At 70.7% G+C, this 22,265-nt stretch carries 21 protein-coding genes, 1 tRNA gene and 1 pseudogene; 12 read left to right on the top strand and 11 right to left on the bottom strand.

Translation table 11 applies throughout. The features are described 5' to 3' along the window. Positions 1–389 precede the first annotated feature (389 nt). Entirely contained in the window at positions 390–644 is a 255-nt protein-coding gene (gene crgA, locus EES43_RS14215; RefSeq protein WP_124269077.1) for a cell division protein CrgA, read from the bottom strand. A gap of 141 nt (positions 645–785) precedes the next feature. On the opposite strand from crgA, the gene EES43_RS14210 reads away from it, so the two are divergent. The 6 genes from EES43_RS14210 to EES43_RS14185 are packed head-to-tail and all read left to right on the top strand — an operon-like array spanning position 786 to position 5,281. Beyond that, the gene (locus tag EES43_RS14210; protein ID WP_124269076.1) at positions 786–1,553 is read left to right on the top strand and encodes a DUF881 domain-containing protein; all 768 of its coding nucleotides are present in this window, start codon (positions 786–788) and stop codon (positions 1,551–1,553) included. 30 nt (positions 1,554–1,583) lie between these two features. Continuing rightward, positions 1,584–2,282 carry a class E sortase gene (locus EES43_RS14205; protein WP_124269075.1) on the top strand — a complete coding sequence of 233 codons (699 nt, stop codon included), beginning with the start codon at positions 1,584–1,586 and terminating at the stop codon, positions 2,280–2,282. A 57-nt stretch (positions 2,283–2,339) separates the two neighbouring features. After that, positions 2,340–2,528 (top strand): hypothetical protein, encoded by a 189-nt coding sequence (locus tag EES43_RS14200; RefSeq protein WP_124269074.1) that lies wholly within the window; start codon positions 2,340–2,342, stop codon positions 2,526–2,528. Continuing rightward, positions 2,525–3,163 carry an aminodeoxychorismate/anthranilate synthase component II gene (locus EES43_RS14195; protein WP_124269073.1) on the top strand — a complete coding sequence of 213 codons (639 nt, stop codon included), beginning with the start codon at positions 2,525–2,527 and terminating at the stop codon, positions 3,161–3,163. Before EES43_RS14200 ends, EES43_RS14195 begins: the two co-directional genes overlap by 4 nt. Then, complete coding sequence (locus EES43_RS14190; protein WP_124269072.1) at positions 3,160–4,518, top strand: class E sortase; 1,359 nt, start codon at positions 3,160–3,162, stop codon at positions 4,516–4,518. Before EES43_RS14195 ends, EES43_RS14190 begins: the two co-directional genes overlap by 4 nt. A gap of 25 nt (positions 4,519–4,543) precedes the next feature. Beyond that, positions 4,544–5,281: a class E sortase gene (locus EES43_RS14185; RefSeq protein ID WP_124269071.1), complete on the top strand. Its 738-nt coding sequence runs from the start codon at positions 4,544–4,546 to the stop codon at positions 5,279–5,281. A 106-nt stretch (positions 5,282–5,387) separates the two neighbouring features. Here the strand turns inward: EES43_RS14185 and pknB are convergent, their stop codons facing one another. From pknB to EES43_RS14155, 6 genes are all read right to left on the bottom strand, one after another. Then, complete coding sequence (pknB, locus tag EES43_RS14180) at positions 5,388–7,388, bottom strand: Stk1 family PASTA domain-containing Ser/Thr kinase (protein WP_124269070.1); 2,001 nt, start codon at positions 7,386–7,388, stop codon at positions 5,388–5,390. A 171-nt stretch (positions 7,389–7,559) separates the two neighbouring features. Continuing rightward, a complete protein-coding gene (locus EES43_RS14175; protein WP_124269069.1) occupies positions 7,560–9,017 on the bottom strand; it encodes a peptidoglycan D,D-transpeptidase FtsI family protein in 1,458 nt (485 codons plus the stop codon). Next, positions 9,014–10,414 carry an FtsW/RodA/SpoVE family cell cycle protein gene (locus EES43_RS14170; protein WP_124269068.1) on the bottom strand — a complete coding sequence of 467 codons (1,401 nt, stop codon included), beginning with the start codon at positions 10,412–10,414 and terminating at the stop codon, positions 9,014–9,016. Before EES43_RS14170 ends, EES43_RS14175 begins: the two co-directional genes overlap by 4 nt. Positions 10,415–10,436: 22 nt before the next feature. Beyond that, entirely contained in the window at positions 10,437–11,942 is a 1,506-nt protein-coding gene (locus tag EES43_RS14165) for a Stp1/IreP family PP2C-type Ser/Thr phosphatase (protein WP_124271976.1), read from the bottom strand. Positions 11,943–12,071: 129 nt separating this feature from the next. Next, positions 12,072–12,590 (bottom strand): FHA domain-containing protein FhaB/FipA, encoded by a 519-nt coding sequence (locus tag EES43_RS14160; protein ID WP_124269067.1) that lies wholly within the window; start codon positions 12,588–12,590, stop codon positions 12,072–12,074. Between the two features lie 10 nt (positions 12,591–12,600). Then, positions 12,601–13,485 carry an FhaA domain-containing protein gene (locus tag EES43_RS14155; protein WP_124269066.1) on the bottom strand — a complete coding sequence of 295 codons (885 nt, stop codon included), beginning with the start codon at positions 13,483–13,485 and terminating at the stop codon, positions 12,601–12,603. A 319-nt stretch (positions 13,486–13,804) separates the two neighbouring features. On the opposite strand from EES43_RS14155, the gene EES43_RS14150 reads away from it, so the two are divergent. Further along, positions 13,805–13,887 (top strand) — tRNA-Leu (locus EES43_RS14150). Between the two features lie 337 nt (positions 13,888–14,224). After that, positions 14,225–14,965: a ScbR family autoregulator-binding transcription factor gene (locus tag EES43_RS14145; protein WP_241192422.1), complete on the top strand. Its 741-nt coding sequence runs from the start codon at positions 14,225–14,227 to the stop codon at positions 14,963–14,965. A gap of 243 nt (positions 14,966–15,208) precedes the next feature. Here EES43_RS14145 and EES43_RS14140 read toward each other — a convergent pair whose 3' ends face one another. Continuing rightward, a complete protein-coding gene (locus tag EES43_RS14140; protein WP_124269065.1) occupies positions 15,209–15,820 on the bottom strand; it encodes an FMN-dependent NADH-azoreductase in 612 nt (203 codons plus the stop codon). Between the two features lie 210 nt (positions 15,821–16,030). On the opposite strand from EES43_RS14140, the gene EES43_RS14135 reads away from it, so the two are divergent. The 4 genes from EES43_RS14135 (at position 16,031) to EES43_RS14120 (ending at position 19,441) form a co-directional block, all read left to right on the top strand. Continuing rightward, the gene (locus EES43_RS14135) at positions 16,031–16,408 is read left to right on the top strand and encodes a winged helix-turn-helix transcriptional regulator (RefSeq protein WP_124269064.1); all 378 of its coding nucleotides are present in this window, start codon (positions 16,031–16,033) and stop codon (positions 16,406–16,408) included. A gap of 163 nt (positions 16,409–16,571) precedes the next feature. After that, positions 16,572–18,002, top strand: a complete 1,431-nt coding sequence (locus tag EES43_RS14130; RefSeq protein ID WP_241192421.1) for a DUF2252 domain-containing protein — start codon at positions 16,572–16,574, stop codon at positions 18,000–18,002. 112 nt (positions 18,003–18,114) lie between these two features. Continuing rightward, positions 18,115–19,050, top strand: a complete 936-nt coding sequence (locus EES43_RS14125) for a J domain-containing protein (RefSeq protein ID WP_124269063.1) — start codon at positions 18,115–18,117, stop codon at positions 19,048–19,050. A gap of 46 nt (positions 19,051–19,096) precedes the next feature. Next, positions 19,097–19,441, top strand: coding sequence for a rhodanese-like domain-containing protein (locus EES43_RS14120; protein WP_124269062.1), 345 nt, complete (start codon positions 19,097–19,099; stop codon positions 19,439–19,441). 108 nt (positions 19,442–19,549) lie between these two features. Here EES43_RS14120 and EES43_RS14115 read toward each other — a convergent pair whose 3' ends face one another. From EES43_RS14115 to EES43_RS31340, 3 genes and pseudogenes are all read right to left on the bottom strand, one after another. Next, positions 19,550–20,743, bottom strand: coding sequence for an acyl-CoA dehydrogenase family protein (locus EES43_RS14115; RefSeq protein ID WP_124269061.1), 1,194 nt, complete (start codon positions 20,741–20,743; stop codon positions 19,550–19,552). A 219-nt stretch (positions 20,744–20,962) separates the two neighbouring features. Then, positions 20,963–22,024, bottom strand: coding sequence for a 2Fe-2S iron-sulfur cluster-binding protein (locus EES43_RS14110; protein WP_124269060.1), 1,062 nt, complete (start codon positions 22,022–22,024; stop codon positions 20,963–20,965). Next, positions 22,025–22,265 (bottom strand): annotated as a pseudogene (locus EES43_RS31340) (phenylacetate-CoA oxygenase subunit PaaJ); the annotation flags it as partial.

Genomic DNA, 22,265 nt, shown 5'->3' with positions numbered 1-22,265 from the left:
GAGCGCCGCGAGCGGTGGTTCGGTTTTGACCGTTCTGAACGGTTCCGTGAGCGTACGTGGCCGAGTGAAGGACACCTTCGCCCCCAGGGCAGACCACAGTTGTCCACAGTCCGTGCAGGATCTTGTGCACGGCAAGGGGAACAGGTGTGCCTGACGTCGCTGAGCTGCGTTTTCCCGCCCCGATCAAGCGGCGCAGCCCCCCTCGTCGAGGGAGGCTGCGATCACACCGGCGTCAACAGGAGCAGGGGTTATCCACAGATCGTCTGACCTTTTCCCCCGCCTGTGGATAACTCTGTGGGTAACTCAGGGCACAGCTTGCGGTGGAGCGGTTCGAACCGGTAGAGGAAGAACCGGAGGAAGGGCCGGTGGAGGAAGGGCCGTGCGGGCCGCTACTTCCACTGCGTCGACACGGCGAAGCCGCCGGCGATGAAGCCGAAGCCGACGACGATGTTCCAGTTGCCCAGCGAGTCGACCGGCAGATCGCCCTCGGTGACGTAGAACACCACGATCCAGGCCAGCCCGATGAGGAACAGGGCCAGCATGACCGGTGCCACCCAGCTCCGGCTGGTCAGCTTTATGTTCGTTGCCTGCTTCGCCGAAGGCGGCGTGAAGTCGGCCTTCTTGCGGATACGTGACTTCGGCACGAGGGACTCTCCTGTCGATGCGCTGCGTGACCGCGCAGGGATCTGTGGCGGGCGCCGGGGGCGGGTGCCAGGGGGAATGCCGCCTCCCCCGGGCGTCCGTTAGCGTAGTGCTTCCATGGCGCCTGATGAGATAAGGGTACGTTGAGCAATTCTGCCGACTCCCCCGAAGGCCCCGCCCGGCGCACCTCCGCATGGGCGGTCCGAGGGCTCACCGCTGCCGTTTTCGCCCTGGCCGGACTGATCTTCGTCACCAGCGCCAACGCCGCCAAGGGCACCGACCTGCGCAGCGACTCCTCCCTGCTCAAGCTCTCCGACCTGATCCGGCAGCGCAGCGAGAAGAACGCCGGACTGAACGATTCGGCCGCCGCCGTCCGCGCCGACATCGACGCCCTCGCCCAGCGCGACGACGGTTCCACCGAGGCCGAGGACGCCAAGCTGAAGGCCCTGGAGAAGACCGCGGGCACCACGGAGATCACCGGCGGCGCGGTCAGCGTCACCCTGAACGACGCGCCCCCGGACGCCACCGCCAACCCTGGCTACCCGGAGCCCCAGCCTAACGACCTGGTCATCCACCAGCAGGATCTGCAGGCCGTGGTGAACGCCCTGTGGCAGGGCGGGGCGCGCGGGATCCAGGTCATGGACCAGCGGCTGATCTCCACCAGCGCGGTCCGCTGCGTCGGCAACACGCTGATCCTTCAGGGCCGCGTCTACTCGCCGCCGTACAAGGTCACCGCCGTGGGCGACCCGGGCCGCCTCAAGCAGGCGCTCAACGACTCCACGGCGACCCAGAACTACCAGCTGTACGTGAAGGCGTACGGACTGGGCTGGAAAGTCGACGAGAACGAGTCGGTGACTCTTCCCGGCTACTCGGGCACAGTGGACCTCCACTACGCACAGCCTGTGAAGTAAGTCCGAGCCGATCCCCGGGGAGGCCGTCCGGTGCCGGTGCGACTCGTCGTCAGGACCTTCAGCGAAATCTGCGTCACCGTGGGCACGGTCATCATCCTGTTCGTCGCCTATGTCCTGTTCTGGACGGGCGTCAAGGCCGCCGACGCGGCCGGGGGCGAGATCGACGCCCTTCGCGGCCGGTGGGACCGGGAAGCCGTCGCGCCGCCCGCGCCGGGCCCCGCGGCCACGGCCTCCCCCACCGCCGCCCCGGTCCCGTACCGCGCCGGAGAGCCGTTCGCGATGATGTACATCCCCCGCTTCGGCGCCGACTGGGAATGGCCCGTCCTGGAGAACACCGCGGTCAGGACCTTGCAGAAGGGACTGGGGCACTACAGCGGGACCGCCCGCCCCGGCGAGCGCGGGAACTTCGCGGTGGCCGGCCACCGGCGCACCTACGGCGACCCCTTCAAGGACTTCCCGAAGCTGCGCGCCGGGGACGCGGTGATCGTCAACGACGGCACCACCTGGTTCACCTATCGGGTGGCCCGCGCGCCTTACCGGACGGTGCCCACCGACACCGCCGTGATCGACCCCGTCCCCCGCAGGTCCGGCTTCCAGGGCCCCGGCCGCTACCTCACCCTCACCACCTGCGAGCCCGAGTGGGGCAGCAGCCACCGCCTCATCGTGTGGGCGCACCTCGACGCCACCCTGCCCGTCGGCGAGGGCAGGCCGGCGGCTTTCGCGGGCTGACCCCCGGCCCGGCTCCGGCCCTCTAGTCTGGTGCGGATACCGAATGGAGGGGTCGACATGTACGGCTGGATCTGGCGTCATCTGCCGGGCAACGCGTGGGTGCGGGGAGTCATCTCGCTCGTGCTGGTCCTGGTGGTCGTCTACGCGCTGTTCCAGTACGTCTTCCCCTGGGCGGAACCGCTGCTCCCGTTCGGTGACGTGACCGTCGACGGCGAGAGCGCCGGTGGAGCAGGAGCCGACCAGTGACCGCACGCATCCTCGTCGTGGACAACTACGACAGCTTCGTCTTCAACCTCGTCCAGTACCTCTACCAGCTCGGCGCCGAGTGCGAGGTGCTGCGCAACGACGAGGTCACCACCGCCCACGCGCAGGACGGCTTCGACGGCGTCCTGCTCTCGCCCGGCCCCGGCACGCCCGAACAGGCGGGCGTCTGCGTCGAGATGGTGCGCCACTGCGCCGACACCGGCGTTCCGGTCTTCGGGGTCTGTCTCGGGATGCAGTCCATGGCGGTCGCCTACGGCGGCGTCGTCGACCGGGCACCCGAGCTGCTGCACGGCAAGACCTCGCCGGTGGAGCACGGGGGCCAGGGCGTCTTCGCCGGGCTGCCGTCGCCCTTCACCGCGACCCGCTACCACTCGCTCGCGGCCGAACCGGCCCTGCTGCCCCCGGAGCTGGAGGTCACCGCCCGTACGTCGGACGGCATCATCATGGGCCTGCGCCACCGGGACCGGGCCGTCGAGGGCGTGCAGTTCCACCCCGAGTCGGTGCTGACCGAGTACGGCCACCTGATGCTCGCCAACTGGCTGGCGGCGTGCGGGGACACGGGGGCCGTAGCGCGGTCGGCGGGGCTCGCGCCGGTGGTGGGCAAGGCCGCCGCGTGACCGCAGGCCGCCCCGAGCGCGACGCCGGACGGGAGGGTCCGTACGCGCAGGGGACGTACGGGGCCGACGGCGCGTACGTGGCGGCGGTCGACGGACTCGCGGACCCGCTCAACGACCCGCTGCCCGGGCAGCACGCCTCACCGTGGTTCCGCTCCGGCCGCGCGGCGCAGGGCGGCTCGGGCGGAGCCGGACCGGCGGTGCCGGGCGGCGTACCGCCGGCCGGGGACCGCGACCACGCGTACCAGGCGCCTCGGCAGCCTCAGGAGGCCCCGAGCGAGTGGTACGACCCCGAGGGCTACCAGCGGGACTGGTGCGGCCCCCAGCGGCCCGCCGCGCCCGCTCCGGGGCCCGCCGCGCCCGCTCCGGAGCCCGCCGCGCCGATGGCCGCCGCTACCGCGGCCGTCCCCGCCGGAGCCCGCCCCGTCCCCGCCGTGCCCGCGCCCCGGCCCGCTCCACCCGCCGCCGACGAGACCGCGGTGCTGCCGGCGATGGACGCGGCCGGTCCGGACGCCCCGTCCGCCGAGGCCGCTCCTGCCACCGGGGGACGGGCCGAACGGCGCAGGGCGGCCAAGGGCCGGGGCCGCCGCCGGACCGGGCCCGCCGCCGCGCCCGTGCCGGCGCCCGCCGCGCCGATGCCGATGTCCCGGATGGAGGCGCGCCGCGCCGCACGGGCGGCCAAGGACAGCCCGGCCGTGGTCGCCAGCCGGGCGGTCGGCGAGGTCTTCATCACGCTGGGCGTCCTGATGCTGCTGTTCGTCACCTATCAGCTCTGGTGGACCAACATCCGCGCCGAGCAGATCGCCGGCAACGAGACGGACAAGATCCAGGACGACTGGGCCAACGGCGCGCGTTCGCCCGGGGTGTTCGCGCCGGGTCAGGGGTTCGCGATCATGCACATCCCCAAGCTGGACGTCGTCGCGCCGATCGCCGAGGGCATCGACAAGGAGAAGGTCCTCGACCGGGGCATGATCGGCCACTACGGCGAGGGCAGGCTGAAGACCGCCATGCCCTCCGACAAGCAGGGCAACTTCGCGGTGGCCGGGCACCGCAACACGCACGGCGAGCCGTTCCGCTACATCAACAAGCTCAGCCCCGGTGACCCGATCGTGATCGAGACGCGGGACGCGTACTACACGTACGAGATGGCGAGCATCCTGCCGCAGACGTCGCCGTCGAACATCTCGGTGATCGAACCGGTGCCGGTCGGCTCGGGGTTCGAGGGGCCGGGAAGGTACATCACGCTGACGACGTGCACGCCGGAATTCACGAGTACGTACCGGCTGATCGTCTGGGGCAAGATGGTCGACGAACGGCCGCGCAGCAAGGGAAAGCCCGACGCGCTCGTGGGGGGCTGAACATCATCACGACAGGGGCGGTGCGGTGGCAGCGAGGACCGGGCAGGACGAGCGGACCGAGCGGGACGACGTGTCCGCGCCCTCCGCGCCCCTCCGCAAGCGGCACCCCGTGGCGACGGCCGTCAACGTCTTCGGTGAACTGCTGATCACCGCCGGCCTGGTGCTCGCGCTCTTCGTCGCGTACTCCCTGTGGTGGACGAACGTGCTCGCCGACCGCGAGGCCGGCAAGCAGGGCGACACGGTCCGCAGCCGGTGGGCGGACGGGCCCGGCGCCCTGGACACCAAGGACGGCATCGGCTTCCTGCACGTGCCCGCGATGGAGAACGGCGAGGTGCTGGTCAAGAAGGGCACCGACACCAAGACCCTCAACGACGGCATCGCCGGCTACTACACCGACCCGATCGCCTCGGCCCTCCCCTGGGACGGGAAGGGCAACTTCACGCTGGCCGCGCACCGCGACGGCCACGGCGCGAGGTTCCACAACATCGACAAGGTGCGGACCGGCGACGCGATCGTCTTCGAGACCAAGGACACCTGGTACGTCTACAAGGTCTACAAGGCGCTCCCGGAGACCTCGAAGTACAACGTCGACGTGATCCGGCCGGTGCCCGAGGAGTCGGGCGTGAAGAAGCCCGGCCGTTACATCACGCTCACGACGTGCACCCCGGTCTTCACCTCGAAGTACCGCTACGTCGTCTGGGGCGAGCTGGAGCGGACGGAGAAGGTCGACAAGGACCGCACCGAGCCGGCCGAGTTGCGCTGAGGCACTGAGGCACTGAGGCCCGGTCACCGCGCGGGCGACGGACGAAGGGCCCCGGTCGCCTGTGCGGTGACCGGGGCCCTTCGTCCGTGTGCGGTGCTGCCGGGTGCTACCAGCCCCCGGGGCCTCCGAAGATGCCATCGCCGTCGCCGTCCCCGTCGTCGCCGCGGTCCCGGTCGCCGTCGCCGCCCGGCGTGGTGAACAGGTTGACCGCGGAGTTCTTGTCGACGGTCTGGCCGACACCCGGCTGGACGATGGCCACGGTGGCGTTGTCGTCCTGCGGCCCCTGCACGGTGCCGAGGGTCAGACCGGCCTCCTGGAGCTTGGCCTTGGCCTCACCGAGCTTCATGCCCTGGATCGCGGGGACCTGCGTCTGCTCCGGCTGCTGCGGGCCCTTGGAGACCTTGAGCACGATCTGCGCGTCCTGGGCCTGCTTGCCGGGCCCGGGAGTCTGCTCGACGACGGTGTCCTTGGGCTGGTCCGAGTCGACGTCGGTCCGCGAGACGTTGGTGAATCCGATGACCCGCAGCTGCTCCTCGGCCGCCGCGTAGGTGCGGGTGCGCACGTCCGGCAGGTCCAGGGTCTCCTTCTTGGCCACGGTGATGGTGACCTCGGAGCCGTCCGCCGCCTTCGCGCCGCCCCGGGGACTCTGCTTGATCACCGAGTTCTCGGGCTTGTCGGACTCCACGGAGGTGACGTTGACCGTGAAGCCCTTGTCCTCCAGCACCTGGCGGGCGCCGTCCTCGGACTTCTCCAGGACGTTGGGGACCTCGACCTTCGGGGCGCCGGTGGAGACGATGACCGTGACGGTGCCGTTCTCCTCCATCGTGCCGTCGCTGTCGGGCGTCTGGCTGCAGATGGCGCCCTTCTCCTGGTCCTCGCACGGCTCCTTGCCGCCGATCTTCAGCTGGACGCCCGCGTTGGCCGCCAGCTTCTCCGCCGCGGGGACCGTCGCGCCGACCATGTTCGGCACGGTGACCGAACTGCTGTCGCCGGTCGAGCTGAACAGGGAGCGGCCGATCAGGATCGCGCCGACCAGCACCAGGATGCCCGCGACGACCAGCAGGATCGTCGAGGTGTTGCTCTTCTTCTGCCGGCGCCGGTCCGGCCGGTCGTCGTAGCCGTAGCCGCCGTCGTTCGGATTGACCGGCGGCAGCATCGACGTCTGCGCGTTGTTCGGGTCGGCCGGGCGCAGGGCGGTGGTGGGCTGGTCGCTGTTGTAGCCGTCGTAGCCCCCGTATCCGCCCGCGCCCATCGCCGCGGAGACCGGCTGACCGTCGAGGCATGCCTCGATGTCGGCCCGCATCTCGTCCGCGGACTGGTAGCGGTAGTCCGGGTCCTTGGTGAGCGCCTTCAGCACGATCGCGTCCATCTCGGGCGTGATCTCGGGGTCGAAGTTGCTCGGCGGCTGCGGCTCCTCGCGGACGTGCTGGTAGGCCACCGCGACGGGCGAGTCCCCGACGAAGGGCGGCCGGACCGCGAGCAGTTCGTAGAGGAGGCAGCCGGTGGAGTACAGGTCGGAGCGGGCGTCGACCTGCTCGCCCTTGGCCTGTTCCGGGGAGAGGTACTGGGCGGTGCCGATGACCGCGGCGGTCTGCGTCATCGTCATGCCGGAGTCGCCCATCGCGCGGGCGATGCCGAAGTCCATGACCTTGACCTGGCCGGTGCGCGTCAGCATGACGTTGGCCGGCTTGATGTCGCGGTGGACGATCTGGGCGCGGTGCGAGTACTCCAGCGCCTGCAGGATGCCGACCGTCATCTCCAGCGTGCGCTCGGGCAGCAGCCGGCGTCCGGAGTGCAGCAGCTCCCTGAGCGTCGACCCGTCGACGTACTCCATCACGATGTACGGGATCGAGACCCCGTCGACGTAGTCCTCGCCGGTGTCGTAGACGGCGACGATCGCGGGGTGGTTGAGCGAGGCGGCCGACTGGGCCTCCCGGCGGAACCGGGCCTGGAAGGACGGGTCGCGGGCCAGATCGGCCCGGAGCGTCTTCACAGCTACGGTGCGGCCGAGCCGGGTGTCGTGCGCGAGGTAGACCTCGGCCATGCCACCACGGCCGAGCACCGAGCCCAGCTCGTACCGGCCGCCGAGGCGACGCGGCTCTTCCATAACTGTTCCAGCCCTCTCCGTCAGTCCTGACCGCACCCGTGTGTGTGGTCCGGCGGTGCGCTGTTCGCGCATACGCTACCGGGCGCGGGTGACGTGATCAGCCCGCACCCGTCAGCCGATATCCGACCGGTATCCGAAGTCCGGCATGATGGACGGCCGCCGTGACGGGCCTCACTTCTCGCTGTCGATGACCGCCCTCATCACGTCCTTCGCGATCGGAGCGGCCAGACCGCCACCGGAGATGTCGTCCCGGTTGGCGTTGCCGTCCTCGACCACGACCGCGACCGCGACCGGCGAGCCGCCGTCCGTCTTGGCGTACGAGATGAACCAGGCGTACGGCTTCTCGCTGTTGTTCAGACCGTGCTGCGCGGTACCGGTCTTGCCGCCCACGGTGACGCCGTCGATCTGCGCGTTGGTTCCCGTGCCCGTCTTGACCACGGTCTCCATCATCTGCTGGATCTTCTGGGCGTTCTCGCCGGAGAGCGGCCGGCTCATCTCCTCCGGCTCGTGGGTGTAGACGACGTCCAGGTTCGGAGCCTGCCGCTGGGCGACCATGTAGGGCTGCATCAGCTTGCCGTCGTTGGCGATCGCAGAGGCGACCATGGCCATCTGGAGCGGAGTGGTCCGGTTCGACGCCTGGCCGATGCCGGCCATGGCGTTCTGCGGCTTGTTGTCCTCGGGGTAGATGCTCGCGTCGGCGCGGACGGGGGTGAAGACTTCCTTGTTGAAGCCGAACTTGTCCGTCTGCTCGATCATCTTCTTGTTGCCGAGGTCGTCGCTCATCTTGCCGAAGACGGTGTTGCACGACCAGCGCAGCGCCTCCCGCAGCGAGGCGTTCTCGCAGGGGATGCTGCCCTCGTTCTTGAGCTGCACGGTGGTCTGCGGCAGCGTCCAGGGCAGCGGCGAGTCGGTCTTGGCGTCGATGTCGTCGTAGAGGCCGTTCTCCAGGGCGGCGCTCGCCGTGACGACCTTGAACGTGGAGCCGGGCGGGTAGGTCTCGCGCAACGCCCGGTTGAGCATCGGCTTGTCCTTGTCGTCCAGCAGCTTCTGGCGGGCCTCGGAGTCCTTGTCGGAGTTGCCCGCGAAGACCGAGGGGTCGTACGAGGGCGTGCTCGCCAGCGCCAGGATCGCGCCGCTCTTCGGGTCCAGGGCGACGACGGCGCCCTTCTTGTCGCCGAGCCCCTTGAAGGCGGCCTTCTGGGCCGCGCCGTTGAGCGTGGTGACGACGTTGCCGCCCTGCTTCTTGTCCCCGGTGAACATGGACAGCGTGCGGTTGAAGAAGAGCTGGTCGTCGTTGCCGGTGAGGATGCCGTCCTCGAGGTTCTCCAGCTGGGAGGAGTCGAAGGCCTGCGAGGAGTAGCCGGTCACGGGGGCCCAGAGCGGCCCGTCCTTCCAGACCCGCTTGTACCGGAAGTCGCTGCCGTCCGTCTCGACGGATCCGGTGACCGCCTTGCCGTCCACGATGATGTCGCCGCGCTCGTGGGCGTAGCGCTCGATGCGGATGCGGCGGTTCTCGTCGCGGGAGTTCAGCTCGTCGGCCCGGACGTACTGGATCCAGTTGTCCCGGATCAGCAGGGCGAGCATGAGCAGGCCGCAGAAGATCGCGACGCGGCGCAGGGGCTTGTTCACGGTCGGACCACCTGCGTCATCTCGGCGTCGGTTGTCGGGGCGGGCGCCGGCGCGGGGCGGCGGGCGGTGTCGCTGATGCGGATGAGGATGCCGATCAGGGCCCAGTTGGCGATGACGGACGAACCGCCGGCGGCGAGGAACGGCATCGTCATACCGGTGAGCGGGATGAGGCCCATGACGCCGCCGGCGACCACGAAGACCTGGATCGCGAAGGCGCCGGAGAGCCCGATGGCCAGCAGCTTGCCGAACGGGTCGCGGGCCGCGAGCGCGGTGCGCACTCCGCGCTCGACGATCAGCCCGTACAGCAGCAGGAACGCCATCACCCCGGCGAGGCCGAGCTCCTCGCCCACCGTGGCGAGGATGAAGTCGGTGTTCGCGGCGAACAGGATGAGGTCGGAGTGGCCCTGGCCGAGGCCGGTGCCGAGGGTGCCGCCGGAGCCGAAGGCCATCAGCACCTGGGCCATCTGCTCACTGGCCTGGTGCGTTCCCCAGCCGGCGAACGGGTCGAGCCAGGCGGTGACGCGGTCCTGCACGTGCGGCTCGAAGGACGCGACGCCGACGGCGCCCACGGCCGACATGGTCAGGCCGAAGACGATCCAGCTGGTGCGCTCGGTCGCGACGTAGAGCATGACGACGAACATGCCGAAGAACAGCAGCGAGGTGCCGAGGTCGGTCTCGAAGACGAGGATCAGGATCGACATCGCCCAGATGGCCAGGATCGGTCCGAGGTCACGGCCGCGCGGTAGGTACATGCCCATGAAACGGCGGCTGGCCAGGGCCAGGGCGTCGCGTTTCACCATGAGATAGCCGGAGAAGAAGATCGCGATGATGATCTTGGCGAACTCGCCGGGCTGGATCGATCCCAGACCGGGGATGGTGATCCAGATCTTCGCGCCGAACTGGGCCGGGAAGAACATCGGAAGGATCAGCAGGACCAGCGCCACCACCATGGAGATGTAGGTGTAGCGCTGGAGGATGCGGTGGTCCTTGAGCAGCAGCAGGACGCCGATGAACAGGGCCACGCCCATCGCGGAGAACAGCAGCTGCCTGGAGGCGGCGGGCGCGAAGCTGGGGAGCCGGGCGAGGCGTTCGGACTGGTCGAGGCGCCAGATCAGCGCCAGTCCCAGCCCGTTCAGCAGGGTCGCCAGGGGCAGCAGTAGTGGGTCGGCGTACTTGGCGTAGCGGCGCACGACGAGGTGCGCCACGCCGCCGAGCAGGGCGAGCCCCGCTCCGTAACCGAGCATGCCGGAGGGCAGCTCGCCGTTGAGGGCGAGGCCCACGTTGGCATAGGCGAACACCGAGATGAGGACGGCGAAGATGACCAGCGCCAACTCGGTGTTGCGGCGGCTCGGTGCGTCGATCGCGCCGATGGTGGTCGTGTTGGTGACAACGCTCATAGTGCTGAAGGCCCCCTACGGCTTACTGCTTACCGCACTGCGGGACCAGCTTCTTCTCATCCTCCGAGAGGCTGGGGCCGGGAGTGGGAGCGGTGGTCGGCTTGGTCCCCTTGGCGGTGGACACGGCGGAAGTCCTGGTGGCGGGGGATCCGGCGGTGCCGCCGCCGGCCTCACCCTCGCCCGTACGGGCCCTGGTCTCGGCCTCGGCCGCGCGGCGCTGCGCGTCCTTCTTGCAGGCGGACGCCTGCAAGGCCAGTTCGCCGACCTTCCTGCGGGCGTCGGCGATGCTGCCCTCGGCGATCGTCGCCTCGACCTGCTTGCGCTGGTAGGGCGGCAGGTACTTGAGCTCGATCTCCGGGTGGTTCTTCTCGACCTTCGAGAGCGAGACCCAGGCGAGGTCCTGGCTGATGCCCCGGAACAGGGCGACGTTCTCGTCCTGCGTGCCGACGTAGTACTGGGTCTGCGTCCAGCGGTAGCCGCCGTAGAGACCGCCGCCGATCACGGCCAGCGCCAGCACGACGTAGACGGAACGCTTCAGCCACGCGCGTCCGCCGCCCGGCTTGACCAGGTCGTCGTCGCTGTAGGCGTCGTAGGGTCCGTCGGGCAGGGCGCCGTAACCGGCGTCGCCGCTGCCGGGCGGGCCGAAGCCGCCCGCGGGCGGCGGGGTGGGCCGGCCGAGACCGGCCGCGCGGCCGGCCGGGGTCTGCATGGCCCCGTCGTCGCCGAGCTGGGCCGCCTGGTTCTCGGCGACCGCGCCGACGACGACCGGGGTGTCGCTGAGCCGCCCGGCCAGGGTGTCGTTGCTGTCGACGTCGAGCACGTCGGCCACGATGCAGGTGATGTTGTCGGGGCCGCCGCCGCGCAGGGCGAGCTGGATCAGGTCCTGGATGGTCTCCTGCGGGCCCTGGTAGCTGGCGAGCGTCTCTTCCATCGTCTGGTGCGAGACGACGCCGGAGAGGCCGTCCGAGCAGATCAGATAGCGGTCGCCGGCGCGGACCTCGCGGATGGACAGGTCCGGTTCGACGTGGTCGCCGCTGCCCAGCGCCCGCATCAGCAGGGAGCGCTGCGGGTGGGTGGTGGCCTCCTCCTCGGTGATCCGGCCCTCGTCGACCAGGCGCTGCACCCAGGTGTGGTCCTGGGTGATCTGCGTGAGGACGCCGTCGCGCAGCAGGTAGGCGCGGGAGTCGCCGACGTGGACGAGACCGAGGCGCTGACCGGTCCAGAGCAGGGCCGTGAGCGTGGTGCCCATGCCCTCCAGCTGCGGGTCCTCCTCGACCATGACGCGCAGTTGGTCGTTGGCCTGCTGGACCGCGGTGCCGAGCGAGGTGAGGATGTCGGAGCCCGGCACGTCGTCGTCGAGCTGGACGAGCGTGGAGATCACTTCGGAGCTGGCGACCTCACCGGCCGCCTGGCCGCCCATGCCGTCGGCGATGGCGAGAAGGCGCGGTCCGGCATAGCCGGAGTCCTCGTTCCCCTCCCGGATCATGCCCTTGTGCGATCCGGCGGCGAAGCGCAGCGACAGACTCATGCGCACCTCGCCCGTCGGCTCGGGGTACAGCCGGTCTCGAGCCACACTGCCCACCCTCCGGTCGGGAACCGGGCAGCGTCCGTCGTCGGGACCGCCGCGGCTCGCTCGCTCCGCTCGCTCATTGTCGTACTACTTCCGCAGCTCGATGACGGTCTTGCCGATACGGATCGGCGCGCCCAGCGGAACAGGTGTCGGGGTGGTGAGCCGGGTCCGCTCCAGGTAGGTGCCGTTGGTGGACCCGAGATCCTCGACGATCCACTGGCCGTCACGGTCCGGGTAGATCCTGGCATGCCTGCTGGACGCGTAGTCGTCGTCCAGCACGATCGTGGAGTCGTGGGCCCGGCCCAGCGTGATCGTCTGGCCCTGGAGCGCGACCGTGGTGCCCGTGAGGGTGCCTTCGGACACGACCAGCTTGGTGGGTGCCCCGCGCCGCTGGCGGCCGGGCTGCTGGCGCTGCTGGGGCGGCGCCGCTTGTTGTTGTTGGCGGCCCTGCTGCGGACGCGGCTCGGCCGCGGTGCGGCGTGAGCCGCGCTGCGTCACCCGCGTTCCGAACAGGTCGCTGCGGATGACCTGGACGGCCACGATGACGAACAGCCACAGAACAGCCAGGAAACCTAGCCGCATGACCGTAAGGGTCAGCTCTGACATTGCCCCCGCTTCACCCTTCGGCTTGCCGGTAAACGATGGTGGTGCTGCCCACGACGATCCGCGAGCCGTCGCGGAGCGTAGCGCGGGTGGTGTGCTGCCCGTCCACCACGATGCCGTTGGTGGACCCGAGATCCTGGATCGTCGAGGGCGTTCCGGTCCGGATCTCACAGTGCCGGCGCGATACGCCGGGGTCGTCGATCCGCACGTCGGCGTCGGTGCTTCGTCCCATCACCAACGTCGGGCGGGAGATCTGATGGCGGGTGCCGTTGATCTCGATCCAGCGCCGCACCTGGGCGTCCGGCGGGGAGCCGGGCGCGCTCGGCGGGCGTCGGTCGTTCGTGGGCCCCGAGGACCGGCCGGCGCCCGGCGGCGGGGCCGCGGGCATCGGCGGAGCGGCGCTCGGGGGGTAACCGTAGCCGCCGGGCGTCTGCGGGGCGGAGGACCGTCCGGACGCCGGGCGCTGAGGCTGGGACTGCTGGGACTGTGGGGACTGCTGGTGCTGCTGGTCCTGCTGTGACGAACTTGACGCGAGGGTGCGGCTGCGCACCCGGTAGAGACCGGTGTCGAGGTCGTCGGCCTTTTCGAGATGGACCTTGATCGGGCCCATGAACGTGTAGCGCTGCTGCTGGGCGTAGTCGCGCACCAGGCCGGCCAACTCGTCGCCGAGCTGGCCCGAGTACGGGCTGAGCCGCTCGTAGTCGGGCGTGCTGAGCTCGACGATGAAGTCGTTGGGGACGACGGTCCGCTCGCGGTTCCAGATCGTCGCGTTGTTGTCGCACTCACGCTGGAGCGCGCCCGCGATCTCCACCGGCTGGACCTCGGACTTGAAGACCTTGGCGAAGGTGCCGTTGACCAGCCCTTCGAGACGCTGCTCGAAACGCTTCATGACCCCCATGGGGCACCTCCTCCGGTGTCATCGTCCCTGTACTGCTTACTGATCGTATCCACGCGTCGGGAAATCGGCTGGTTCCCCTTGTCTGGCCTGTGGATGAGTGTCACCCCTCACACGGATCGTAGAGGTGGCCTCCTCACAGTGTCCCGCACACGGGATGCTCTCTTGAGGAGTGGGGGCTGCGGTTCCGGGTTCCCCGTTCCCTTCCCGGGACCGGGGAAACAACGGATGTGAATCCACCCTGTCCAGCGTGCTAATCTTCCGGATGTCGCCAGGAGATCGCACCGAACAAGCGGTGGGAGAGCCTGAAAACACCACTCATGCGCGAGTGGCGGAACGGCAGACGCGCTGGCTTCAGGTGCCAGTGTCCTTAGGGACGTGGGGGTTCAAATCCCCCCTCGCGCACAACGGACAGTCGCTTGCGACTGTCGGGTTGGTTCGACAGAACCCCCGCCCCGGAGAGATCCGGGGCGGGGGTTCTTCGTTTGTTCCGCTGTGGCCCCGGTTCGAGGCGGCCATGATGTGCGGGGCGGACCGTGTTTTTGCAGGCCCGTGTTTGTGAAGGACAGGCAGGGTAAACAGGCAGCGCAGCCGGCGTGCCCGTCCGCTCGTGCGCCGGGTGGTTTCCGGACAGAGCCGTCGTCGGGGGAGCGCCGCACGTGCATACGCTGGCCGCTGAGGCTGGATCGACGGCTGCTCGGCGGTGAAGGGCTGAGCGCACAGAACGTCCCGGAGGCAGAGAATGGCGAAGCAGGCTCGCGCGGTGCAGACGTGGCGGACGATCGTGGATGCCGCGGCGAGCGTCTTCGACGACTACGGCTACGAACGTGCCGCCATCTCGGAGATTCTTCGCCGTGCCAACGTCACCAAGGGGGCGCTCTACTTTCACTTCGCCTCCAAGGAGGCCATCGCGCAGGCGATCATGGACGAGCAGACGTCCACGGTCGACTTCGTGCGGGAGGGTTCGCCGCTCCAGTCCCTGGTGGACGGTGGCCAGCAGTTCGCCTTCGCCCTGCACCACAACGCGATGGCCCGTGCCGGGACGCGGCTCTCGATCGAGGGCGTCTTCCTCGGAGGCCCGCATCCCTGGGGTGACTGGATAGACGCGACGGCCGGGATGCTGGAGCTGGGCAAGGAGCGCGGCGAGGTGCTTCCGCAGATCGATCCGAGGGTGTCGGCGAAGATCATCGTCGCCTCGTTCACCGGCATCCAGCTGATATCGGAGGCCGACTCGGGCCGGGCCGACCTCAGGGAGCAGGTCGCCGAGATGTGGCGCCACATCCTTCCGTCGATCGCCCACCCCGGTGTCATCGCGCACATCAAGCCGGAGGGCCGGGTGGACCTGGCGGCTCAGGCGCGGGAGAAGGCCGAGCGGGAGGCGCGGGAGGCGGTCGAGGCCGCTGAGGCGGCTGAGGCGGCTGAGGCCGCCGCTGCGGGCTCGGGATCGCAGCCCGCTGCCGCGGCCTCCGGGGCGGTGCTCTGACCCGTTCCGGGGCCGGGTTCTGAACGGCCCCGGAACGGCTGGGTTCTGAACGGCCCCGGAACGGCTGGGTTCTGAACGGTCCCGGAACGGGTCAGGTTCCGTATGGTTCCGGAACGGCCGCGTTCCGAACGGCCCCTACGGTGCCCTCCTACGCGGGCCCGGGTGTGTTTCGTTTCACGTGAAACGTCCGCACCTGTTCGTGTTGCGGAGGCCGGAGCAGGGGCCGGGCCGGAGGGCGGCGGGTCAGGCCGCGAGGCGGGCGGCGAGTTCCTTGGCCTTCAGCCGGGCGTCGTCGAACGCCTTGGCGCGGGAGGCGTCGGCGAGCGGCACCAACTCGGCCATCTCCGGCTTCGAGCGGGCGAGCGTCAGCTCCGGAACGATGAAGTCCACCTCGGCGGAGAACATGCTCGTGAGCAAGGTCTCCAAGTAATTCTGGACAAATTCGAAGCCCTCGCGAGGCGTGCCCGGCGCGTACGAGCCGCCCCGGCTGGCGACGACCGTCACCGGGGTGCCGGCGACGGGGGAGTCCGGCCCCGTGTTGTGGCCGACGATGATCACCTGGTCCAGCCAGGCCTTGAGGGTGGACGCGATCGTGAAGTTGTACATCGGCGCGCCGATGACCACGGCGTCCGCGCCGGCCAGTTCGTCGGCCAGCTCACGGCGCAGCGGGTCTGACGCGCCCGCGATCACAGCGGCGGCGCTGAGGTGGGGCAGAGGGGCGGCGGCGAGGTCGCGGCGTACGACCGTGCCGTCCGGGTGCTGTTCGATCCAGGCCTCCACGAACGCGGCGGTGACGTCGCGGGAGGTGGAGCCCTCGGGCAGGACGGCGGAGTCGAGGTGCAGAAGGGTGGCCATGGTGATCTCCACGGGGAGGAGGGGAGGGGTGAGGAGCCAGGGGGTCGAGGAGCTGGGTGCGGGTCGGCGGACCCGTCCGTGTTCCGTACGGGGCGTTCCGGCGCTTGCTCCGGGTCGCCCCCTGCGCGACTCAAGTTCCGTACGTAACTACTTTTAGCATAGTCACTTACTTTTCATAAGTCCCCTACGGTGGCGCAGTAGGCTAGGGGTATGGCAGATCACAGCGAAGAGACCTGTCGACGGGTCGACGGCGGGATCAGCCGCGTCTTCGAGTTGCTCGGTAAGCGATGGACCGGCCCGATCGTTTCGGTGCTGTTGCAGCGCCCGGTGCACTTCGCGGAACTGCGCCGGGCGATCCCCGGTATCAGCGAGCGCATGCTCTCGGACCGTCTGGCGGAGCTGGGCGCCACCGGTCTGGTGATCCGCGAGGTCGACGAAGGGCCGCCGCTGCGCGTCGCGTACCGCCTCACCGAGGCCGGCGCCGCGATGGAGCCGGCGCTCAAGGAGCTGGGGCGCTGGGCGGACACGTACCTCTCCCGCGGCGGTGCCGGCTCGGATTGCGGTTCCGGATCGGGCTCCGGCCGCTGACGGAAGGGCTGACGGGCGGGCGCGGGTGGCCCTCCTCCCGGGTTGTCCACAGGGCTGGGCGGCCGTCCGGGAACGGCGGTACCGTCGTTCCCGGGTGCCGCTGGATAAGGCCGTCGGCCGGACGGACGGACAGCGGGGCAGCCGGACGAGGGGGCGACGTTCCATGGCCGAGACCGGGGCGACGATGCCGAAAGCGACGGCGGGTGCGGATCCGCGGATACCGGTCGTGCCCGGGTTCGCCCGGCGCGGGGCATCGCGGTCGATGAAGGCGGCGGGCAAGGCGCTCCGCGAGCGAATACCGCGCTCCTCCCACGACGCGCTGGCCCTTCCGCCGGACCGGCCGGACGCCGTGCGGGCGGTCGAGGAGTCGAACCGGGGCCGGGTCCCCGGGCTCACACCGATCCGCGTGGGCCGGATGGCGGCCACCCCGTTCGCCTTCCTGCGCGGCGCGGCCGGGCTGATGGCTCACGACCTGGTGGGCACCCCGGTCACCGGCGTGGGCGCCCAGCTCTGCGGCGACGCGCACGCCGCCAACTTCGGCCTCTACGGCGACGCCCGGGGCAGCCTGGTCATCGATCTCAACGACTTCGACGAGACCGTCTTCGGCCCCTGGGAGTGGGACCTCAAGAGGCTCGCCACCTCACTCGTGCTCGCGGGCCGGGCGGCCGGCGCCGACGAGGACACCTGCCGGCGGGGCGCCCATGACACGGTCGGCGCCTACCGGCGCACGATGCGGCTGCTGGCCCGGCTTTCGGCGCTCGACGCCTGGAACGCCATCGCGGACGAGGAACTGGTCTCGCACACGGACGCGCGCGATCTGGTCGGGACGCTGGAGCGGGTCTCGGAGAAGGCGCGCAACAACACCAGCGCCCGGTTCGCGGCCCGGTCCACGGAGGACTGCCCCGACGGCGGCAGACGCTTCGTCGACGCGTCGCCGGTGCTGCGCCGGGTCCCGGACGCGGAGGCCGCCGCGGTGGCCTCCGGGCTGGAGGGCTACCTCGCCACGGTGTCCGAGGACCGGGTGCCGCTGCTGGCGCGGTACACGATCCATGACGTCGCGTTCCGCGTGGTCGGCACCGGCAGTGTGGGGACCCGGTCGTACGTGGTGCTGCTGCTCGACCACCGTGGCGAGGCGCTGGTCCTCCAGGTGAAGGAGGCCCGGCCCTCGGCCCTGGCGCCCCACCTGCCGGCCGTGGGCTTCGACGTGCCGGAGGCGGCCCACGAGGGGCAGCGGGTGGTGCTCGGTCAGAAGCGGATGCAGGTCGTCAGCGACATCCTGCTGGGCTGGGCGGACGTCGACGGCCGGCCTTACCAGGTACGCCAGTTCAGAAACCGCAAGGGAAGCGTGGACCCGGCCGCGCTCGCCGCGGACGAGGTGGACGACTACGGGCGGATGACCGGGGCCCTGCTCGCGCGGGCGCACGCGCACAGTGCCGATCCCCGTCTGCTGGCGGGCTACTGCGGCCGGAACGACGAGCTCGACGGCGCGGTGGCCGCGTTCGCGGTGGCGTACGCGGACCGTACCGAGGCGGACCACGCCGACCTGGTGCGGGCGGTCAAGGCGGGACGGGTGGCGGCCGAACTCGGGATATGACCGCTCGGGGCGGCGACGCGTCGGGAACGAGGCGGCTGTACCGCGGGCCGCCAGGAGGCTCGGCCGGACCTGTGTGTCCTGGAGCGCGCGGGCATGGCCATACGCTGGACGGGTGACCGACGAAGCCGCCGGGGTGCCGACCACCCGGAACGATGATGACCGGCAGGACAACGATCGGCCGGACAACGACCGGCAGAACGACGACCGGCAGGACGCGCCGCAGCCCCTGCGGGAAGCGCCGGACGCGCCGGACGCGCGCGAGGCGCTGGACGCTGCACGGCCCGAGGCGCGGCTGGCCAGGGCCGTGCAGGTCGCCGAACAGGCGCTGATCGAGTTCGAGATCGCCGTCGAGACGTTCCGCGTGGAGGTCGAGAACTTCTCCCGGCTGCACCACCAGAAGCTCGGCCCGATGTACGCCCGCCTCGACGAGCTGGACGCTCTGATCGCGGAGGCGCGGGCCGCTCGCACCGGTGATCCCGAGGACCTGCGCAAGGCGCGGGAGGCGCGGTCGGCCGTCATGCCGATGCCCGGCGTCGACGAGCTGTTCCATGACTGGATGGACTCCGACGGTCTGTCGCCCGAGGCCACGGCCATGCTGACCGAGCAGCCGGTCCAGCCGCCGAAGCGGGTCAGGCCCAGCGAGGAGGCACGCAGGCTCTACCGGGATCTGGCCCGCAAGGCACATCCGGATCTCGCGCAGGACGAGCCGGAACGGGAGCGGCGGGACGAGTTCATCGCCCGGGTGAACGCGGCCTACGGGCGCGGAGACGTCGAACTGCTCAAGGAGCTCTCGGCGGAGTGGGCGGCAGGACCGGTCCAGCCGCCCGCCCCGCTCAGCGAGAGCGAGGAGCTGTACGCGCGGCTGGACTGGCTGACCAGGCGCAAGGAACTGCTGACGGTGCTCGCCAGGGAGCTGGAGGAGGGCGCGATCGGCTCCATGCTCAAGATGGCGCCCGACGACCCGGACCGGCTGCTGGAGGACATCGGGGAACAGCTGCTGGGCGAGGTGTCCCGGCGGGAGAGCGAGCTGGCGGAGATGGTGCAGTAGCGTTCCGGATGACTCTGCCGCGTACGTACGAGAGAAGGCATGACCCATGAATTTCGCCCCGCTGCCCTCGGTGGACGTCGCCGAGGTGCCGTCGGACTGCCTGGTCCTGGACGTCCGTGAGAACGACGAGTGGGCTGCCGGTCACGTCGAGGGCGCGCTGCACATCCCGATGAGCGACTTCGTGGGCCGCTTCGGAGAGCTGACCGAGGCCGCCGAGGACGGTCGGCGTGTGCACGTGATGTGCCGGGTCGGCGGGCGGTCCGCCCAGGTCACGCAGTACCTGGTCCAGCAGGGCGTCGACGCCGTGAACATCGATGGCGGGATGCTCGCCTGGGACGGCGCGGGGCGGCCGATGGTCACGGACAACGGCACGCCCCCCTTCGTCCTCTGACGGAGGCCCCTCCTCCTGTCCTCCGACGGACGCCGCTCCTCGTCCTCGGTCTCCGGCGGCACGCCCCTCCTCGCCCTCCGGTCGGTCCGGCCCCGACTCGGCCGGGGGTCAGCCGAGCATGTGGGCGGCCAGCAGGTCGCCCAGCGCCTCCTCGTGGGCCGCCGCCGGGCCGAGGGACAGCTCGATCTGCTTCGCCCAGGCGTGGAAGCGGTGCAACGTACAGTCGGTGTCCGCCCCGAAACCGCCGTGCAGATGCTGTGCGGTCTGCACGATGCGGCGCACTCCGTCGGAGGCCCAGATCTTGGCCACGGCGATGTCGCCCGCGGCCGGCAGCGGGCCCTTGGCGTCGGTGGAGATCCGCCAGGCGGCCTGCCAGAGCGTCACCTCCATCGCCCGCAGATCGATGTACCGGTCGGCCGCCTGCACCGCCACGGCCTGGAACGTGGCCACGGGAAATCCGAACTGCTCACGTTTTCCGGTGTATTCGGCCGTCATGGCGAGCACCCGCTGCCCCAGACCGAGGGCCTGCGCGCAGGTCCCCACGGTGAGCAGGGAGCGGAGCCAGTCCCAGGCTCCCGGCGCGGTGATCAGCTCGTGGGCCTCGACGCGCACCCCGTCCAGCCGTATCTCCGCCAGTCGTTCGCCGCTGGTGGACACCTGTTCCGCGAGAGTGACGCCCTCCTGGGCGCGCCGGACGAGGGCCAGGGCGGCCCGGCCTTCGCCGGTGTGGGCGGGGATCGCGATCCAGTCGGCCGCCTGGGCCCAGGGAACCGCCGACTGCACCCCGTCGAGCACCCAGCCCGAGGCTGCCTCCGGCGCGCTCCCGCCGTCCCGCCCGGCGGACCTGCCCGCGCCACTCACCAGGCCCTCCGGCCGTGCGATCACGGAGAGTTGGGCCGGGCTGTGGCCGGTCGCGCCGTTGGCCGCGGCGGTCAGCACCAGCTCGCCCCGGCCGGCCGCGGGCAGCAGCGCCGTCGCGAGGCGCTCCTCGCCGTACCGCTCGACCGTCATGGCGACCGCCGAGCTCTCCAGCAGCGGAACCCTCGCCAGGACCCTGGCCGACTCGCGCAGGACCAGGCAGAGCGCGACGGCGTCGAGGCCCGCGCCGCCGCGGCCGGGCGACAAGACGAGGGAGAGCAGGTCCGCCCGCGCCAGCTCGCCCCACAGCTCGCGGTCGATGTCCTGTGCCACGGCGCCGGGGGTCAGGGCGGGGCTCGGCACGCGGTCGGGTGAGACACCGGAGAAGACCGCTTCGGCCGCCTCCACAGCCGCCCGCTGTTCCTCGGTGAAGGTGAAGTCCACTGTCCCGGCCTCCCGTTGACCTCGACGTCCCTGAGTCGGCCGCCCGATGAGATGAGTCCGGGGCCCGACTCGACTGACGGTCCGTCAATATAGAACAGGTTCTACAAGAAGGGAACAGTGAGGAGAGGCGGAGGCGGTGAGGGAGGGCGGTGAGGTAGGGCGGTGGGACAGGGCCGTGAGGAAGGACCGTGAGGAAGGGGGCCCGGAACGTCGCTCCGTTCAGCGGTCGAAGTCCAGCTCCACCTCCGGGGTCAGCGGGTGCGACTGGCAGGCCAGCACGAAGCCCGCGTCGGTCTCCTCCGGCTCCAGGGCGAAGTTCCGATCCATCCTGACCTCGCCGGAGACGAGGAACGCCCGGCATGTCCCGCACACCCCGCCCTTGCAGGCGTACGGAGCGTCCGAACGACTCCGCAGCACCGTCTCCAGCAGGGACTCGGCCTCCTGGACCGGCCAACTGCCCGACCGGCCGTGGAGCGTCGCCGTCAGAGTGGAGTCGGAGGGCGCCGTGACCCGGGCCGCCGCCGGGGCGTCCGCCGGCGCGTCGTCCACGTGGAAGATCTCCTGGTGCACCCGCGACCGGTCGACCCCCAGCGCCCGCAGGGCCTGCTCCGCGCCGCGCACGAGGCCGAAGGGCCCGCACAGGAACCAGCCGTCCACGTCCGGGACCGACAGCATCGCGGGCAGCAGCGCGGTCAGCCGCTCCGTGTCCAGCCGGCCGGAGGGCAGCCCGGCCGACTGCTCCTCCCGGGACAGGGCCGTGACCAGCTGGAAGCGGTCCGGATACCGGTCCTTGAGGTCGGCCACCTCGTCGAGGAACATCGTCGAGGCCGCCGTGCGGTCGCTGCGGATCAGGCAGAACCGCGCCTTCGGCTCCCGGGCCAGCAGCGTCGCCGCGATGGACAGGACGGGTGTGATGCCGCTGCCTCCGACCACCGCCGCGAACAGTCCGGGGCGGGGCCTCAGCACGAAGCGTCCCATCGGAGGCATGGCCTCCACCTGGTCGCCGACGGCCAGCTCCTTGAGCGCGTACGTGGAGAACGCGCCGCCCTCGACACCGCGGATGCCCACCCGCAGCACCGGATCGGCGGGCTGCTCGACGGCCGGTGCGCAGATCGAGTACGAACGCCGGATCTCCGCGCCGTCCACGCTGTAGCGCACGTTCAGGTGCTGTCCGGGGGTGTGGCGGAAGGTCTCGCGCAGCTCGGCCGGAACGGCGAACGTCACGGCCACCGCGTCGTCGGTGATCCGTTCGATCGCGCTGACCCGGAGTGGATGGAACATCTACAACTCCTTGAAGTGGTCGAACGGTTCACGGCAGGCCACGCAGCGGCGGAGGGCCTTGCACGCCGTGGAGGAGAACCGGCTGAGCAGCTCCGTGTCCGTGGAGCCGCAGTGCGGGCAGCGCACCGAGAGCGTCAGGGGCACCGGGCCCCCGTCGGCGCTGTGGGCCCGGGGCGGAGCGATGCCGAACTCGGCCAGCTTGCGGCGGCCCTCGGCGCTGATGTCGTCGGTGGACCAGGCC

It is taken from the genome of Streptomyces sp. ADI96-02, assembly GCF_003846185.1.
In the GTDB taxonomy this organism is placed as follows: domain Bacteria; phylum Actinomycetota; class Actinomycetes; order Streptomycetales; family Streptomycetaceae; genus Streptomyces.
Note: the sequence above shows the minus strand (reverse complement) of the source record. Positions and strands in the feature narration are given on the sequence as shown.

Coding starts and splice junctions, on each gene's coding strand:
- EES43_RS14140 (WP_124269065.1), bottom strand. CDS start 15,820: ATGGCCACCCTTCTGCACCTCGACTCCGCCGTCCTGCCCGAGGGCTCC.
- EES43_RS14110 (WP_124269060.1), bottom strand. CDS start 22,024: ATGTTCCATCCACTCCGGGTCAGCGCGATCGAACGGATCACCGACGAC.
- EES43_RS14165 (WP_124271976.1), bottom strand. CDS start 11,942: ATGAGTCTGTCGCTGCGCTTCGCCGCCGGATCGCACAAGGGCATGATC.
- EES43_RS14130 (WP_241192421.1), top strand. CDS start 16,572: ATGGCCGAGACCGGGGCGACGATGCCGAAAGCGACGGCGGGTGCGGAT.
- pknB (WP_124269070.1), bottom strand. CDS start 7,388: ATGGAAGAGCCGCGTCGCCTCGGCGGCCGGTACGAGCTGGGCTCGGTG.
- EES43_RS14120 (WP_124269062.1), top strand. CDS start 19,097: ATGAATTTCGCCCCGCTGCCCTCGGTGGACGTCGCCGAGGTGCCGTCG.
- EES43_RS14160 (WP_124269067.1), bottom strand. CDS start 12,590: ATGTCAGAGCTGACCCTTACGGTCATGCGGCTAGGTTTCCTGGCTGTT.
- EES43_RS14200 (WP_124269074.1), top strand. CDS start 2,340: ATGTACGGCTGGATCTGGCGTCATCTGCCGGGCAACGCGTGGGTGCGG.
- EES43_RS14145 (WP_241192422.1), top strand. CDS start 14,225: ATGGCGAAGCAGGCTCGCGCGGTGCAGACGTGGCGGACGATCGTGGAT.
- EES43_RS14155 (WP_124269066.1), bottom strand. CDS start 13,485: ATGGGGGTCATGAAGCGTTTCGAGCAGCGTCTCGAAGGGCTGGTCAAC.
- EES43_RS14135 (WP_124269064.1), top strand. CDS start 16,031: ATGGCAGATCACAGCGAAGAGACCTGTCGACGGGTCGACGGCGGGATC.
- EES43_RS14170 (WP_124269068.1), bottom strand. CDS start 10,414: ATGAGCGTTGTCACCAACACGACCACCATCGGCGCGATCGACGCACCG.